Origin of the sequence: Pseudomonas rhizoryzae (assembly GCF_005250615.1) — a bacterium.
In the GTDB taxonomy this organism is placed as follows: Bacteria; Pseudomonadota; Gammaproteobacteria; order Pseudomonadales; family Pseudomonadaceae; genus Chryseomonas; species Chryseomonas rhizoryzae.
This window is the reverse complement of sequence record NZ_SULM01000019.1, coordinates 19254-35720: the sequence shown is the minus strand read 5'-3', so window position 1 is coordinate 35720 and position 16467 is coordinate 19254. Positions and strand designations below refer to the sequence as shown.

The 16467-nt window shown below is 61.5% G+C and carries 17 protein-coding genes; all 17 read right to left on the bottom strand.

The window, feature by feature from the left end; all coding sequences use genetic code 11:
- Positions 1–88 precede the first annotated feature (88 nt).
- A complete protein-coding gene (locus FAZ11_RS22905; RefSeq protein WP_240043640.1) occupies positions 89–2056 on the bottom strand; it encodes a DEAD/DEAH box helicase in 1968 nt (655 codons plus the stop codon).
- On the bottom strand, positions 2049–4865 hold the full coding sequence (locus FAZ11_RS22900; protein WP_137279564.1) for a hypothetical protein: 2817 nt from the start codon (positions 4863–4865) through the stop codon (positions 2049–2051). The genes FAZ11_RS22905 and FAZ11_RS22900 overlap by 8 nt, the downstream gene beginning before the upstream one ends.
- On the bottom strand, positions 4822–5802 hold the full coding sequence (locus FAZ11_RS22895) for a hypothetical protein (RefSeq protein ID WP_058783978.1): 981 nt from the start codon (positions 5800–5802) through the stop codon (positions 4822–4824). Before FAZ11_RS22895 ends, FAZ11_RS22900 begins: the two co-directional genes overlap by 44 nt.
- 96 nt (positions 5803–5898) lie before the next feature.
- The gene (locus tag FAZ11_RS22890) at positions 5899–6099 is read right to left on the bottom strand and encodes a CrpP family ICE-associated protein (RefSeq protein WP_081320996.1); all 201 of its coding nucleotides are present in this window, start codon (positions 6097–6099) and stop codon (positions 5899–5901) included.
- Between the two features lie 57 nt (positions 6100–6156).
- The gene (locus FAZ11_RS22885; RefSeq protein WP_058783979.1) at positions 6157–6606 is read right to left on the bottom strand and encodes a hypothetical protein; all 450 of its coding nucleotides are present in this window, start codon (positions 6604–6606) and stop codon (positions 6157–6159) included.
- A gap of 240 nt (positions 6607–6846) precedes the next feature.
- Positions 6847–7317 (bottom strand): single-stranded DNA-binding protein, encoded by a 471-nt coding sequence (locus tag FAZ11_RS22880; protein WP_058783980.1) that lies wholly within the window; start codon positions 7315–7317, stop codon positions 6847–6849.
- 1 nt (position 7318) lies between these two features.
- Positions 7319–7894 (bottom strand): DUF3158 family protein, encoded by a 576-nt coding sequence (locus FAZ11_RS22875; protein WP_058783981.1) that lies wholly within the window; start codon positions 7892–7894, stop codon positions 7319–7321.
- A gap of 5 nt (positions 7895–7899) precedes the next feature.
- On the bottom strand, positions 7900–8697 hold the full coding sequence (locus tag FAZ11_RS22870) for a PFL_4669 family integrating conjugative element protein (RefSeq protein ID WP_058783982.1): 798 nt from the start codon (positions 8695–8697) through the stop codon (positions 7900–7902).
- A 474-nt stretch (positions 8698–9171) separates the two neighbouring features.
- A complete protein-coding gene (locus tag FAZ11_RS22865; RefSeq protein WP_058783983.1) occupies positions 9172–10470 on the bottom strand; it encodes an STY4528 family pathogenicity island replication protein in 1299 nt (432 codons plus the stop codon).
- Complete coding sequence (locus FAZ11_RS22860; protein WP_158295291.1) at positions 10467–11222, bottom strand: STY4526/YPO1902 family pathogenicity island replication protein; 756 nt, start codon at positions 11220–11222, stop codon at positions 10467–10469. Before FAZ11_RS22860 ends, FAZ11_RS22865 begins: the two co-directional genes overlap by 4 nt.
- 58 nt (positions 11223–11280) lie before the next feature.
- Complete coding sequence (locus tag FAZ11_RS22855; RefSeq protein WP_058783985.1) at positions 11281–13029, bottom strand: ParB family protein; 1749 nt, start codon at positions 13027–13029, stop codon at positions 11281–11283.
- Positions 13026–13304: an Arc family DNA-binding protein gene (locus FAZ11_RS25245; RefSeq protein ID WP_058783986.1), complete on the bottom strand. Its 279-nt coding sequence runs from the start codon at positions 13302–13304 to the stop codon at positions 13026–13028. The genes FAZ11_RS22855 and FAZ11_RS25245 overlap by 4 nt, the downstream gene beginning before the upstream one ends.
- Positions 13301–13540 (bottom strand): hypothetical protein, encoded by a 240-nt coding sequence (locus FAZ11_RS22845; protein ID WP_007160909.1) that lies wholly within the window; start codon positions 13538–13540, stop codon positions 13301–13303. The genes FAZ11_RS25245 and FAZ11_RS22845 overlap by 4 nt, the downstream gene beginning before the upstream one ends.
- On the bottom strand, positions 13537–13926 hold the full coding sequence (locus tag FAZ11_RS22840; RefSeq protein ID WP_058783987.1) for a hypothetical protein: 390 nt from the start codon (positions 13924–13926) through the stop codon (positions 13537–13539). Before FAZ11_RS22840 ends, FAZ11_RS22845 begins: the two co-directional genes overlap by 4 nt.
- 1 nt (position 13927) lies before the next feature.
- Complete coding sequence (locus FAZ11_RS22835) at positions 13928–14359, bottom strand: FYVE zinc finger domain-containing protein (RefSeq protein WP_058783988.1); 432 nt, start codon at positions 14357–14359, stop codon at positions 13928–13930.
- Positions 14356–15768, bottom strand: coding sequence for a replicative DNA helicase (gene dnaB, locus FAZ11_RS22830; RefSeq protein WP_081320997.1), 1413 nt, complete (start codon positions 15766–15768; stop codon positions 14356–14358). Before dnaB ends, FAZ11_RS22835 begins: the two co-directional genes overlap by 4 nt.
- Positions 15765–16466, bottom strand: coding sequence for a DUF2786 domain-containing protein (locus FAZ11_RS22825; RefSeq protein WP_058783989.1), 702 nt, complete (start codon positions 16464–16466; stop codon positions 15765–15767). Before FAZ11_RS22825 ends, dnaB begins: the two co-directional genes overlap by 4 nt.
- Between the last annotated feature and the right edge of the window lies 1 nt (position 16467).

Here is a 16467-nt window from a genome sequence, read left to right as displayed (position 1 = left end):
TCTGGGCACACTCCGCTCATCAAGCAATTGCAGTTTGGAAGCTCACGCTTGAGCCGGGCGACAAAGGCCTGGGATTTATGCTCATCACTCAAGGGCATAGGTCTCTGGCTAACCGTTCTTGAGCCTTATTGACTGCGTCCGGCTCAATGAGGTCCTGGGCGATCCGCCGCTTGTCCTGCAGCATCTGCCAGAGCTGCAGGTCGATGCTGTTCTCCACCAGCGGAATCTTGACCACCACCAGGCGTCGCTGCCCATTACGGTACGCTCGGTCCTCGGCCTGATCCTGCAGGCCTGGCGTCCAAGGCAGCCCCAGGAAGAACACGTAGTTGGCTGCGGTCAGGTTGTTGCCGGTGCCGGCCGCTGACGTCGTGCCGATGAAAACCCGGCAATCGGAATCCTCCTGGAAGCGATCAATCGCCTTCTGCCGCTTCGTGAGGCTGTCAGTGCCCACCAGGGTGACGCATCCCAGGCCTGCGGCCTCGCACAGCTGCTGCAGCGTCGTGACAGTCTCCTTGTATTCGCAGAAGAGGATTACCTTGTCCTCAGGGTCCAGCTCACCCAGCAACTCAATCACAACTGGCACCTTCACTCGCTCCAGGAGCTGGCGAAGCCGGCCCAGGCGCGCGAAGATCGGCTGGTCGGCGTTGCGGATAGCGTTGTACTCGACTTGTTGTGCCTCATCGAGCACGACCGGCACGGTCTGCCGCTGCTTGCCCTTGAGGTCGGGTAGCACGTCCTTGCGCCGGCGTAGCATCCAGTCGCTGATCTCGGCGCGCAGCCCCTGGCGGAATTCGGAGCTACCGGCGAAGCGCTCGCAGAAGTCCTTGAGCGGCAACTGCCCGATGGGGTGACCGGACAAGCGCAGCAGCGTGTGGAGTTCCGACTCCCGGTTGAGCACCGGCGTCCCGGTCAGCAGGTAGCGGTTGGGCACCTTGGCGGCGATGTCGAAGCCGTTGCGCGTCCAGGCGGCCGTAGGCTCCTTCAACCGGTGCGCCTCGTCGATGATCATCACCGCGAACTGATCGGCGAGCGCGACGAAGTCTCCCAGGCGCTCGTAGTTGACGATCACCCACTGGGCCTCAGCCTGATAGCGCTGCCGGGCGATTCGCGCGTCCGGATAGACGGCAAGGATCTCCCGCTCCCAGTTGATCACCAGGCTGGCCAGGACCACCACCAGGATCTGGTGGCCGGCGGATTGGATGCCGGCTGCGATCACCGCCTGGCGACTCTTGCCCAGCCCCATGTCATCGGCCAGCAGTGCACTAGTGCGCTGCAGCAGGTGTCGGATCCCTGCGGGCTGGTGGGACATCAACGAATAGGGCTTGAGCTCGGCCTCAATGGCCTGCAGCGTCCAGCTGGTCTTGGCGATGTCAGGTACCGCGGCCAGGTAAACATCTGCTGCACTGTCCTCGTCTGCAGAGGACGCATTGTGCTCTTGCGGAGGTCCTCCGATCGACATCGCTGTGACGTCACGCGCTGCGCTGACCGATCCGTCGGACAGTAGCTCCTGGAGCACGTCGAGCATCTCGAACTGCTCCTCGAGCAGCCCCAGCTCCAGGATCAGGTTGCTGCGCAGGATCTCGGCGGAGGCAGGCACTCGCCAGGCGCGGCTGGTCGAGAGGAAGGCGCCGTGCATGCGCTTGGCCACGGCGACGCAGCCCGGGTGGTAGTCGCCGGAGAGCACCACGCCGCCACCGGACAGCGGCGCGATCCGCAGGCGCATTCCCCAGATGAAGAGGTCTCGTCGGGCATCGGCCTGGGCGTCGGCGATCTTGCGGCTGAAGCCCGGCCAGTCCTGGACAAAACGACCGTCGGCCAGCTCGCCCAGTTGGTGAAAGAGCACGTCCAGGTCCTCCAGCAGCCGTCGCTGTGGCAGCCGCCAGTATCCAGACAACGGATGTTCGCCGCGGCGAATGAAGGTGCCGCCACGGCCCGTCAGCAGGCGGTTGGCCCCTTCGAGATAGGGCATCTTCAGGCCAAAATCGTAGCCGTCGAATACGGCGCGCTGCAGAAGCTGCGCCGTACCAGACGTGTTTCGTAGCAGCGGTCTAGCCACGGCCTACACCGCCGAGCATAGCCAGCGGTCCAAGCTTTTTCAGGAGCCGGTTCAGCATCCGTGTGCTGAATTTGGGCTCTACAGCAGGCTGCCGGCACGAGGCGGAATTGATCTCGGCGAGGAAACGCTCAGCGGTCGGGACGTCTACGACCCAATCGCGTGAGTCGCTCAGCTCGATGAGTAAGGCGAGGTCGCAGCGCTTCAGCGTTCCGCCGTGGATGGCCATCTCATGGGTGGCCAGCTCAAGGGGGCGAATGAGCACCTTGGTGTCCAACGCCTGCATTCGCGCATTGAAGCGATCGCACAGCTCGATGAAATCCTGCCGCAGGTCGTAGCGCGTGACCCTGACTTTGCGCAAAAGCACCTCAGGATGCTGCTCGACCAGGTAGCGCGCGATACAGGCCCGGTGTAGCCCTTGGCCGGTGACGTAGAACTCAAGGCCATCGAGGGTCGCAAGTTGCACCGGATCAGGCGGTACGCCCGGTGTGCTGCCATCGAAGTAGTAGCGCGGATTACGTTCCAGCCAGGCCAGGTTCTCCACCATCTTCGGCCCGTCGCGCATGAGGCGCTCCCACGACATGCCGGTGTGATCGAGTGAGGCATAGCCCACTATCTGCTTGGGATGCACGCTGTCATGCGAGGTGCTGTAGATGCGCTGCGCGAAGGGTATCGAGTCGGGTGTGAAAACATCAGACCAGGTGCGTAGCGGGCGAGTCTGATCCTCCAGATCAGCGAAGCGATTGAGATAATGCAGGTCCGAGGCGTATTGCAGTCCCACAGGGTCAACCTCCAGATCAAGACGTGAGGGCGAAGGCACTTCTGCTACATCGCGTAGCTGGTGGGCGAGCCACTGGGTCAGGGCCGGCAGACTGCGTTCAAGGGCGAGGCGGGCACGCTCGTACTCGGGTGATTCGACGTGCCGCGGCCAATCGAGTCTCAACGGCCAACGACCCTTCAAAAGCTCCTGCCAGAACCAGTCCCACGCCTGTTTCTCCGCGGATTCCGGGGCGAGCGATGCGTTGCGATAGCCCCGGAGTTGTTGAACCTTGAGCAACGGGTCTGCCCGAGGACGCTCATCCTCATAGTCCTCTTCGTAGTCGTAGTCGTAGTCGTAGGCGTACGGGGATGCCCCCGGTTGGATGACCTCGGCCGTGGCCAGCGACACGCCGTCATGGCGTACCGAAAACAAGCGGCATCCGCCGCTCAAGGCGGCATAGTCGTATTGGTCCACGCAATGGCACAGCGCATGGTGCTCATGAACCAGCGCCTGTGGCGTGAGCAGCTCGACGATCTCCAAGCCATTGGGCGCCAGGATTGTTGCGGACTCGACCAGCAGCCCTGGCCACCCCTCGCTTTTTTGGAAGGACTGGAGACGGTGCGCCTCTTCACGTTCAATCGCCTGTTGATGCTGAGCGACGAGGGTTCGGCGCTGCGCCTGATAGCGATCCGCGAGACGGGCCATCTCAGCTGGAGATTTCAGGATTTGAAAGCGGTCCAGCAGCGCATTGAGGGGATCACCTCCACTAAGATCTCGGTGCAGTTCACTGAGGTCCTGCGCACGGACGCATAAGCGGATCCAGTCAATATCCGACCAGCGTGCAGGCCCGCCTTTGATGAAGCCGGTCAAGTCTCGTTGCATCTGGTTCACGTAAGGCAGGGCACCCCACACCTCACGAAAGGCCTTCCACTCCGACTTGCTCTGGGGTCGGCGATTGCCGGTGGTTGCTGCGCCTAGCAGCACGCGAAAGCCACGCTCTCCATCCACAGGATGTAGGAAGCTCAAGGCGCCGCCGGTGTCGTAGACGCGCTGCCGGCCCAGATAGCGCAGATGCGCAACCGGTACCTGAAACAGCCACGCCAGCACCTCGTGCAAGGGCAGCGCCTGGTCCACGGCGGTGCCTAGCAGTTGCGGCAGCAGCAACACGCATTCGTCGTGGACATAGGGCGCGAGTTCCAGCCACGGGCAATGCCCGCGCCGCAAAGGCGGCACCGTTCGACGCTCGCGTGTGAATTCGTCCGGCCACAGCAAGAGTAGCGGCAGGAGCACCGGCTGGGCCCGCACCGCCTGCAGACGCCAGGCACGCTGCCCCTCGGGCGCGCAGATCCAGTTGTAGAGGCGTGGATCAGGGCATCGAATGCCACGGATCAGGCGCAGGACCTCGGGGTCCAGGTGCGCATTGAAGCGTTTGAGCGTGGCCCCGAGATGTTTGCCATAGAACGCGCTGCGTGGTCGACAGTAGCGCGCCTCGAAGCGGTTCCCAGTGACGAGCTTTACCCAAGGCGCCAGGTCCAGGGCGGCCCGTTTGAAAACCAGCTCACGGGCATCCTTGGAAAAGGCGGTAAGCAAACCGGAGCAGCAGTGACGCCGACGTTGGGCGAGATCTGCGATCAGCAAGGCCTGCGCAGGGGATGGGCCTTCCAGGAGGGGGCGTGTTCCTCCCAGGAGCTGCTGGAGTTCCTGCTCCACAGGCTTGCTTAGCGCCAAGGTCCAGATCTGGAAACCATCAAACCATTGCACCATCCCGGACAATCGTACAAGCACGGGTGTGACCACACGCCCGGCCGGATCGAGCGTCGCTCGCGCAGGGAGTTCGACGCTCCAAAAACGTGTGTGCAGGGTGTTGCTCAGGTAGCTCTCGGTGAAAGCAGCCCGGATCTTGGGTTCGATACGGAAGTGCTCGGCCCAGGTCTGCGCAACTGCCCGTTGCCGCTCGCTGAAGGCTGGTGTGTTGGCCGCTGCAGGCACAAGGCTCGCTGCTTCGTACTCACTCATCGGCAGGCCCGGAATACAGCCGGTGGCAATACTCATCCGCCCGGCGCTCGTCCTCGTCACGCTCCCGGTCATGATCCTGGGAGGCCTCCCACATCACGCTGTGACAGTGTTGATGCTGCTCGCAGGCCAGCGCCTCGGCGATGAGAGCAATATCGTGTCGCGCGTACTCAAGGTCGGTGCCCAGGGCCGCTGCTTCAGCCTCGGACGTCTTTCGCCTGATCCAGGCTTGCATGGCCTTGAGCATGGCCGCGCAGTCTTCCCGAGAGATAGGGTCAGTGCGCTGACCATCGTTACGCGTCCAGTCGAGATCGATGCCACCATGGCGCTGAAATAAGGTGAAGGTGTTGCGCGCGGCAAACATCTTCAGCACGTCGTGCGAGTACCAGGGATCGTCCTCCCGGAAGGGCTTCAACGGCGATGGGGAGGGAGGCGAGGCCGGCAAAGGGGCTTTCGAGTACTGAGGCAGTAGGCGTAGCGGAGTGTATATCTGATGCCGGCCCGCAAGGCTCAGGCAGAGAGCGTCGACCTTGAGCTTGCCGGTCACTCGCCAGCCTCGATCCGCGAGGTCATCCAGGCGCTTGATGTCGCTGGTTTCAATGCCCGGGCCGTAGTAGGCCCTGAGCAATCCTTCCGCCGCTTCCCAGCGATCGCCATAGGTCAGCCGCTCGTTGATGAAATCCGCCTGGGACTGGGTGATTTCCCCTCCAAGCGCCTCGACGTACCACTCGACGGCTTTCTTTTGGCGGCAATGATCTTGATGCTCCTTCCGGGCGAGAATCAGCAATTCCAGTGCGAACTTGGCCGCCCAGAAGGTCAGCAGCCAGCCCCAGCCAAGTGCGAGTGCACGGAACCCGAAAGAGAGGAAGGATTGAGCCTCACGCAGGGCGAAGTAGCCGTACAACCAGTAAACGGCTGCGCCCGCCACAGCCAGGACAGTGATGACGGACAACCAGAAGAGGGTCCGAATAAACATGGTGAAGACCTTCAGAAGTGATCAGGAAGGTCTAGGGTCGCGGTGAGCCGGTCAGCGGCGGAAGGGAAAACCCTAACTGGAAGGAAATTGGTTGGCCTAGAAATCCAAGCTCTGCTGCTGGGCCTGGGCATACCCTTTTAGCCAGGACGACCGAAAGGCGGGATGCTGGTAGGGACAGGTATGAACACCGGCTCTGGCTAGAGCTGCTGCTTCACCAGCACGCATGGCGGATCGGTGGGCGTTCGCTCCAGATCGACCACCCACGGAAGTCACTCTAGATTGGGCTTCGTTCACCATGGCAGTGTCCCGATTGATAAGGCCAAGTCCACCAGCAGAGTCACGCTGAGCCGCGATCTACGAAGGAAACCCCATGCGTTCGCACTCTCGCTTCAGGTGGGCCAGATAGGCCCGGCGCGCATCCCTCGGGCGTGTGGATTCGGCCAGACTCAGCCAGTGCTCTTGCTCGGCTTGATCCATACCGTTCCACCAGTCGATCGCGACTTCAACCTCATGGGTCACGTCTGGAGCTTCATCACCGAAATAGGCCCCGACCAACTGCTCGCGTCGAGTCATTCGAGACTCGTTCAGGCTCCAGACCAGCCGCCTTACATCGTCTTCGCGCAGGCCCAGAAAATCCTGGCACGCGTCTATGTAGCCCTGGGCGCGCATCGATACATCACCTATGGCGCGGAGCCTACTAACCTTTGCTACCTCGTTGATTTTTGCCTGACACAGGCCCCGTATAGCATCCATATCGCAGCTGGCAATCTGTACGGCGCGTTTGAAATGGTAGGAGTTGTCCATGTGCAGTTCCACGCTATTCGAGTGAGTGATACCTGCGGCTTCACGCTAAGCAGCGGCTCATGACTACCCTGAGGTTGAGCGGGTTGCTGAGGAGACACGAGGTGCGAGATAGATCTCCCAGCAGCTTCACGCATTGGCGCGACTTTTCTGCCACCGCCCGGCCCGGAGCGACAGGCCCATGCTGAGTGAGTCCTGTCTTCCGGTAGCTTCACGCTGGGGCGGCAAATTTTTCGGGGCCAGTTAGTAGGGGATCTGGTCGTCGAAATCTTCGGACGTCGGTGCCGGCGAGGGGCCAGGTGCGCGAGATTGGCCGTTCGCTACCGGCCGTGACTGCGCCTGGCCCGTACCCTGGCCCATCGTGATGGACTCGATGCGCTGTGGCAGGAACGCAATCCGGTTGGCCTGGACTTTCATCGCGGCCTGCTCGACGCCGTTGCCATCCTTCCAGGTATCCAACACCGCCCTGCCGTCGACCAGCACCCGCATACCTTTCTGATACAGCCGGCTATAGCTTTCCGCGTCGCGGTGCCATAGCTCGACGTTGGCCCAGAAACCGCCGCGATCCTCGTACGAGCCATCCTGCAGGCGAATGTTGTTGTCGAAATAGACGTTCAGGCGGAGCAGGTGCCGCGGATCCTGATTGTCCTTCTGGAACCGCTTGTACTCGGGTGCGGAGCCGATGTTGCCTTCCCATACTACTGCTGTGCCCATGTCAGGCCTCCTGTTGGGATGCGGCGTCTTCGCCGCGGGACTGGATGATCTGTTGCAGCTGTTCGGTGTAAACGGCATCGGCCTGGGCCATCTTCTCGGCGCACTCCACGGCCTGGCGGCCGATGGCATGGACCAGGCTGATCTGCATATTCAAAGCAATGCGCTGTAGCTCCATGGCGTGCAGGTCCTGGAGCAGTGTTTCGGTGACCAGGTCGTGGCGGCACAGGTCCGCCCAAAGCCCCACTCCCATCTTTCGTGTCCCGCTCTGCTGCCAGCGCAGAAAGACTGGGCCAGCTGAGGTGTGTTGGTGGGTCATCCGGATCGGCAGGAGCGTGAAGGGGAAGCGCTGGGCCTGGGCGAGAATCCGCTCCTGGGCTAGGGTGTTCAGGTCGGCTTCAAGGGAACGGCACTGCTCGGCTAATTGGTCCAGTGCTCCCTTACCTTTAAAGGGTTTTAAAAGCCCTTTGTAGAAGGGAGCGTGTTGCAGGTTCGCGAAGACATCCTGTTGCAGGGGCTGGAAGGCGGCCTGTTGCAGGTCTGCGGTTTTCGCGCCTTGAGTGGACTGTTGCAGTGCCATAGCGATCAGGCCTCACTGATCTCGGCGACGGGGTGAGCGCTGGCCATAGCGTCCAAATGCTCTTCCTCGTCGGCGGAGTCGCCATCGAAGCCGTCGTCTCCGCCGCTGGAAGTGGCCGGGGCGTCACCTGGACGCTGAATCGCCGGGGCGAACTTGCTACGGCGGGTCCCTTCCAGGACGTCCTTGGGCATTTCCAGTAAGCTGTACATCTGCTGGGCGTTGGTGGCGCGGGCATTGTTGGCGGCGATGTCGTCGCGCGATGCACCGCTGTAGCCCTTGTAGCGCTGGCCCACGCCGTACAGGCGGCGAAGCACAGCGGCGCCTTCGTCCAACCAGGCCTCCTTGGAACCGTTATCGATCAAGCCGATGTGGGCGGCCAGGAGGATCCGGCGAACCAGCTCGTCATAGCGGGTGAGCAGATACACACCTTTAAAGGCCAGCGGCGAGTTCAGGTACAGCGGCAGCTTGAGCGGCTGGATCGACAGATTGGTCCCCACGTCGAGCTGCTTGGGCAGCATGGCCATGACCTGGTCCAGTCGCTCATCTATAGCGGTCAGCTGCTGCTCCGACTCCTCGATCTTGTCCTCGATGATGATGAGGAAAAGATCGGAGTAGGGATCGTCCTTGGCGGCGCCGGCGGAGATGCGGTTGATGATGTTGGAGAAGCCGGATAGGCCGATCATGCCGGGCTTGTTATCAGAGCGCTGCCGACCGAACCAGAGGCGGGAGGCGTGATGGGTATGCAGGGTCAGATTGACGCTCGATCTGAGCGAGCCCAGGTTGAGCTGGAAGGTATCAGCCATGAGAAGGATTCCTTGGGTTGTGAGATGACGCTCGGGCAGGGTGCCGAGACAGGCGCCGAAGGGCAGCGGAAAACCGTATTTGGGTGCGAGGAGGTTGCGACAGCATTGGTGAATTCGTGCTGGTAGCATTCAAACCACCCGCGTGATCCAGCCGACAGGTGTTTACAGTGGAACCACCCGTACGATCCAGCCGATCGGTGTTTCCAGTGGAACCACCCGTGTGATTCAGCCGACCAGTGTTTCCGGTGGAACCACCCGTGCGATCCAGCCGACAGGTGTTTCCAGTGGAACCACCCGTACGATCCAGCCGATCGGTGTTTCCAGTGGAACCACCCGTGTGATTCAGCCGACCAGTGTTTCCAGTGGAACCAGTAGAGGGATTCAGCAGCGCTCTGCGCTCATAGTTGGCACCCTGGCTGGCAGGCTTGTCCCGAACGCAACGGAGCCGTACTAGGCGTTGGTTGATAAGTGGCTTCATTGCTCACCTACTCCCCGGCCCATCGACCTCCGGATGCTCTTGAGCACTTCATTCCCGGTTTGTGCATCGCTGACAGCTTTGGGCTGGACAGCGGCCGGCTCGAATCTTGGAATTGTCAGCACCGAAGGGGCCTGGCTCGGCATGGCTGCAGCGGCTGATTGAACTGCGGCTGGCTGCCAATCGGCGTTGAAGTCACCGGTCTGGGCCTTCTGGATGAGTTTCATCAGGTAGCCAAAGGGCTTCGCTACCCCGCCCGAGGCGCAGCGAACGCCCCATTGCTTGACCAGGGGCGCCCGGATATCAGAGTGAACAGCCAGGATCGCGAGTTGCGCCCGCTGCTGCTGCTCCGAGGTCATCCGCTGATAGGCACTCGGCCACACAAGGTCCACATCTGCCTGCTCGCGCAGTACAGAGCTTTTAGATACATCAGTATTTGTATTCGTATACGTACTAGATGAGTTCGGATTCCGAACTAAGGGTGAAACCCCGTGATTTGCACTGAGTTCGGAATCCGAACTGAGGCTCGAGACCTGATCAACCGTGCTTTTTTGACTAAGTTCGGAATCCGAACTCAGGTGATTCATAGCTGCCACGGCCGGAGTTCGGAATCCGAACTCAGCGGGTGGCGTAGCTGCGCGTGCCGGATCTTCAAGCCCCTGGGCGCGAAAGCGCTCTCTGAACACCTCCACGCGAGTGGGCAGGTCCTGGGTCTCGCTGACCAGCATCTCGTCAAAGGTCAGGCCGGCGATCTCGCGGACTGAGGTGTTGGTGTGCTCGAGGCCATTAGCCACGAGTGGCAGAAAGTCGTGATCGAGTTGGATGGCCTCGGAGTAGGCCACGGGCTCGTCGTGCAGAATGTAGATATTGCCCTGGACCTGGCCGGTAATCGCGTCGCGAACACGGCGGCCGAGGCTCAGCCAGCGAGTCAGGCGCAGTACGGTCAAGGCCTTGGCCACGGTCTCACGCGAAGCAGGACGGCCTGGGTTGTTGCCCAGGTAGGGACGCAGCTGATCGTAGGTCGGGAACGCAGTGATCCCATCACCGTTCATGAGCAGGCGAAACACTTGCCAGGCGTTGCGTTCAAGGGGCGAGAGACGATCATCGAGCAGCAGTCGGCGAGGAACGGTCTCGTGAGGGTTGCCGCTGAAAACGATGCCGGCGAATTCCTTGGGTAGGTCTTCGCCGGTTTTTTGCTTGTAGTCGCGCTGGGCTTGGACATGGACGTTCAGGTGTGACGCTGCAACGTCCAGGGCGCGACCGAGTAAATGGGAGCCGCGTGGAGCAGTGGTTTTCACCTATTGTCGCCTTCTGCCGAATCCAGTTCGATCAAGCTCATTTGCCCGAGGGCAGCGGACTGATCCTGTTCTTGCGCCTGGGGCAGGGCATCGTCGACGGCTTGCTCCTCACCGAGTTGCCGTTCTCGCCGCTTCCTCGCATCGGATATCAGAAGGAGCGGTGCTCGGGTGATTTTGGGCGGGTAGAGACCTTCGTTGAGCCAGGTCTGTACGAGATTCCAAATGAGGCCAAGGGTGATCTGATCGTGCTTGTCCTTGATGGACTCGAACGGGCCGTTGAGCTCCTCGGTGATCATCATGCAGATGTCGAGCAGAGCGATGGCGTCCTTGTGATCCACCTCATGAGCGCTCATCAGGTCCAGAAAGCGATACCAGACCTGATCGGTATCGTTGAGCCCTGCCACCCGGCCGGAGCGACCGGGGACGTTCAGAAGCTGGCGCACCACGCTGATCTCGCTGGGGGCCATGCCGAAGAACTCGCGGATCATGCCGTTGGTGGCACCCAGCTGGATGGCGCGATGCACGAGGCGGGTCTCGCGCTCGTCGCGTTCGCAGTTCTCCAGGAGCTTCTTGACCATGTCGAGATCGATCTGGATCTTGCACCAGCGCGCCGGGGCATTTTTCAGGATGCTGTGAGCCTGGGGCTGACGCAGCAGGTTCAAAACTTCGACGTCCAGGCCAATGTCCAGGCAGCGCTGAACCTGACCGTTGCGCAGGTGATGAAGGATCAGATCCATCAGCGCCTGGTTCATGGGGTTGTACTTCGTGGACATATGCGACTTCCTAATGCAGGTCCAGAAGGTGACCGGGCTACTGCCCGGCCTCGAGTTCGATCAGCCGGCGGGCGAGACGGATCACCCGGAACAGCTTCACGACGGCGGCATCGGTCATGCGGCCTTCGGTGCTGGCTGGCTTGCTATCGAAAAGGGGATCGCCAAGAAGCAACTGGCCCAGGTTCAAGGCAAAGGTCGCGTTCTCTTCCGCGATGCTTGCCGTGAGTTCTTCGGCAGTGTCTGGATCACGTGACACCACGTAGCTGTACATGCCGGTCAACGACTGCAGGAATTGCCAAGACGTTGTTCCGCGTGCGGTCAGCTCTGACTGAGGGGTAGAAAGCGTAAAGCCGAGTGCGAAATCGGTGGTCTTGAGCAGCTCACCAGGAACGTCGCACAGCTGGGCAATTTCGAAGACCAGCGCTCGCAGGACCTTACGCAACTCATCTGGGGTATCGGTGTTGCGTTCGATGTACCAGACGTCCGAGATGGCATGCAGGCCGCCGGCCTGAACAGGGATCGCGCGCAGGGCATCACTGTTGAAGTCAGGCAGGGTCTCGCCGTGCTCGGCCGCAATGCGGCGCTGAACGTCCCTTATCTTCTGGCCGATGCCATCGGGCGTGACGATGTGGCCGTTCAGGCGAGCGGCACGTTCTTCCTCGGAGAGCTGCTCGGGATCCGGCGGAGTGTGCTGCAGGGGAGTGGTGTCGATTGCGCCTGAGCCACCCGTACGCTCAGGGAGTGGCGGTGGTGTGGAAGGGGAGGCAGCTCCCTGCTTCTGCTTGCTGGGCGTTTCAGGTGATTGTTCGAGCGGGGGGCTATTGCCAGGGGCGGAGGCTATAGCACTGGTAGCAGGAACCTGCGGAGCCTGGCCATCGGGCACCTGCATCCCCACTAGCTGCGAGCGGCGGCTGCTGTCTTGATGGTCAAGGATCGCCCCAAGTACTTCTTCATAGCCGACATCGAGAGCCCTACGGATCTGGCCGATCAGCTCATCCTGGATGGACTCGAATACGAAGTTGTCGGTGTGGCCATCGAAGTTGTTCAACACCTCCTGAAAAAGGATGTAGAAATCGTCTTCTGTTCCTTTGTACTTGCACCAGGCTTGCAAGGCCGCACTACGAAGCGCAAGAATTTTCTCGATCTGGGGCTTTCCTAACCCTGAATAGAGGAGACTAGGTACTGCTGGCAGCAGGATCCGCACCGCCTCCTGCATTTTGGAAAGATGCGAGTGCGAGATGGAGTAACCGTCTTCTTTGAGTTTGCGGGAAAACTCTCGGAGGGAAAGAGATCCACCAGACTCCATCAGGTAATGCTGCTTGATGGCCTCTAGGTGCACAGCACGCTCAATGAACATCAGGTTACCGCGTAGATCATTCTCAGCCAGATGACCAGTTAGCGAGACGATCTCACCGCGGTCAGACCAAGGACGAAAGAGACAATGGACACGGTAGTACCGCTCGTCTTTGGTCTCCCTCCAAAGATCATTGAGAATTTCCAGACGCGTGTTACCACCAGTACGAATGATGAATTTCTCTTCACCCGGGCGCCTGGTTACAGGTGGAGGCTGATCCAGTCCCCGGGCTCTGATGGACTCCTTGATCTCATCATAGAGAGGATTCCGGGTTGTCCTGGGGTTGTGGTCGTAAGGCGCCATCTCGTCTAACGTCAGGACCATGGGCGTTTCCTTGATGGGATCCGCCAGGCGTGCGACAGGAGCGCTCGATCCGGGAAAGCCGCCGGCCAGCAGGCGCTGAGTGACTGCTTCGTTGCTGGGCTTGCTCATGCGTGGATCTCCTGAGCAGCACGAGTTGCGGGCCGGCTGGGCTCATCATTGGCGGCCAGCAGTTGGTCGATAACGCGCTGTAGACGAAAGACCTCATCCTCGAGCTCGAGCGTGCGGCCCATGCGGCTGATGATCTCGGCGTTCATCGAGCGATGTGCCTGCTTGGCGGCCTCGGCGATTTGAGGACGAAGTCCCTTGGGAAAGCGGACGACGAACTTCTCATCCTCTGTTGCAGATTTCCGTACGGATTGCTTGCGCTTGGCTGCGGTAGTCATAGGGTTTGGTCCAATTCATTCATAGGCTGGGCGCGGCGCAGCTGGGCGCGGGCATTGAGGCCGGCGCGGCGATCGCTGGGCGTGAAAGACGTGAAAATGGGGCAGTAGCCGACTTTCAAGAACTTGACGTGGCCGCCCTTGGTACGGGCGACAATCCAGCCCTCGTCCAGGGCGAACGCCACCAGGTCCTGCAGGTTCTTGTTGGCACCGCGTAGGGCATGGGCGGGCGTCGTCATGAGCGGCTACCCCCTTTCACGTACCCGACTTTGAAAGGCAGGCGATGCGCCCGGGCTAGGGCATGGCAACGCTCTAGGGGCTGCTGTAGGCGCTTGGACGCGGTACGCAGGGTATCCCCGAGCAAGGCGCGGGCTCGAAGGAGCCGCACCAGGTCCTCGTCGGAAACTTCGGTTGCCGGCTTGGCCTCGGCCAAGTGGCGCAACTCCTCGCGCTGCGCGCTGATGATAAAGCTCGGGCCGCTGGCAGCGCGCTCGGTCGGCTTCACTTCGACGACCTGGCCACCATTGGCTAGGAAGTCGTTCAGCGCTGCACTCAGCCTTTGCCGGTCACGTTCGCGACCGTTATGAGAGGGGAGATCCTGTTCAGGGGTGTGATAGGGGAGCATGTCATTGGCCTCCCGCCCGTTGCTGGAGCTGGTTGCCCGATTCGATGGCGACGATCTCGGCCAGACCATCGTCCTTGAACAGCAGGTCCAGGGTCTTGATCAGCCCTGCCGCGTCATTGCGGGAGCCGGCGACGCGGAAGACGACGGTTGTGTCGTGGAAGGGACCAGGTGCTGGCTGATCGACTACCTGCAGGGGCTCCACGTCGAGCGAATGGCAGACGCTGCAGACCAGAATTTCATCAGCGGTAAGAGGGCGGCGGCAGAGGTGATGGCCGCAGTTGCGGCACTGGTGAGTAACCCCAGACAACATAGCTTGCGGGCTCATCGAGCGGCTCCTTGCCGGCTCCCGCCGGCGAACGAACGAGGGGAAGGGCAGGGAAGAGGGTTGCGACTCATCGGTAGCGGGCACGAGGGCATCGGTCAGGAGGTTCATGCATTCATCTCCTGCCAGGCCTGCGCGCTCAGGTTCTCGAAGCGCGTCTGCTTGGCGATGAAGGCGGCGCGGACCGTGCCGACTTCACCGTTGCGGTGTTTGCCAACGATCAGCTCAGCGATGCCCTTGAACTCGGTATCCGGGTGGTAGTACTCGTCGCGGTACAGGAACATGATCACGTCCGCGTCCTGCTCGATGGCGCCGGACTCACGCAGATCGGCAAGGCCAGGCCGCTTGTTCGGCCGAGATTCCAGTCCCCGATTGAGCTGAGAGAGTGCGATCACAGGGCACTTCATCTCTTTGGCCAGCGCCTTGAGCGAGCGAGAGATCTCGGCGATCTCGTTGGCGCGGTTCTCCTGGCCATCGCAGCGCATCATCTGCAGGTAGTCGACCAGGATCAGGGCAGGCGGGCCGAAACGGCGCGCGGCGCGACGGGCTCTGGCACGTAGCATCGTGGGGGACAGGCCAGCCTCATCGTCGATGACTAGCCGATCGCCAAAGCTGTTGATGGTGTTGACGGCCATGGTCAGCTTCGGCCAGTCCTCATCCTCCAACTGCCCGCTCTTGAGCTTCGTGGCATCGATACGGCCGATGATCGCCACTAGCCTGAGCATCAGCTGCTCCGCTGGCATCTCCAGGCTGTAGACCTGCACCGATTTGTTCTGCGCATGCTGGAGCGCCCTGGTAATGCAGTTGAGCAAGAACGCGGTTTTGCCCATGGCGGGGCGGGCACCGACGATGATCAGGTCGGTGTCTTGCCATCCCGAGGTGAGGGTATCGAGGTCGGTAAGACCTGAAGGAACGCCCGTCACCGGCATAGGGTTGTTGAAGCGCTCGTCGATGGTGTCGATCAGCTTGCTCAACGTTGCAGTGACGTTGCAGAACTCGGCGCCCTTGCGGTCTTGGCCCAGCGCGAACAGCCGCTGCTCTGTCTGCTCCTGCACTTGGGCGGCATTGGCACCCGGTGCTGACGCCTCGCGGCTGCTGGCGAAGCCCAGCAAGATCAGCCGGCGCAGATGTGCGCGCTGCGCGACGATCTCCGCGTACGCGACGATGTTGGCCACCGAGGGGGTGTCCTTGGCCAAGGTCCCCAGATAGGCAAGGCCGCCCACTTCGTCGACGTCGGGCATCACCTCGGCGAGGGTCACGACATCGAAGGGCCGCGACTGAGAGGCGAGCAGGGCAATTCGCCGAAATATGAGCTGGTGGTGCCGGAAGAAGAAGTCCTCCTCCAGCAACACGTCAGCGATCAGGTCCCAGGTGCTGTTGTCGAGCATCAGTCCGCCCAAGACGGCCTGTTCGGCCTCTTGAGAGTGAGGCGGGACCAAGCCGGCCGCTACGCGCTCAGCGTCTGAGACATGCACGGAGTGATCGTGGTCGGGGGCTTCCAGGAGCTGAACGGCGTTCATGGCCGACCTCCCAGCGCTACCTGGTCGCCGCGCTGGCCAACGCCGCGGTGGAGCTGAGCTTGAGTCCCCAGCTCGTAGCCCTGATAGCGCGCTCGCACGTCGTGGCCTTTGGCCTCCAGGTGCTCAAGCTCTACGGTGGTCAGATCCGGATGGTGAACGGCCAGGTAGGCGTCGATGACGCGCTGGGTCTCATCTGGCTTGCCCTTGGCAAACTGGTGGACCTTGACGCTGACCGCTTCGATCCAGCCTTCGGCGAAGACCTGGCCACGACGGCGTTTGGTGGCCAGCTTGCAGCGAGTTTGGCTGCGGACGAATACCTTGCGCGCGGCCAGGAGCTGCTGGTGGAGCGCGGAATAGGCGTAGCTGGCCATCTCAGGCCCGACACCGATACCGACGAACTTGAAAGCCCAGCCCATGCGCTGATCGCGAAAGGCCAGGGGATCGCAATCGAATGCTTGGGCACACACCAGTGCGAGCTGGTGAAGCCAATGGGCGGGCGCTTTGCGGGTGCCGGTGGCAACGACTGCTTCGCTGGCCAGCACTGCCTGGACGTCAACGTCCATGAGGTTGTGCTGCTGCATAAGCTTGCGCGCTTGACGCAGCGCGATCTCAGCTTCGTTCGGCGCGGCACCGGCGTCCTTCGCCAGTGCGAAGCACTTGGCGACCCGTTCGAGGATCTTCTGCTTGTTGGCATCCATC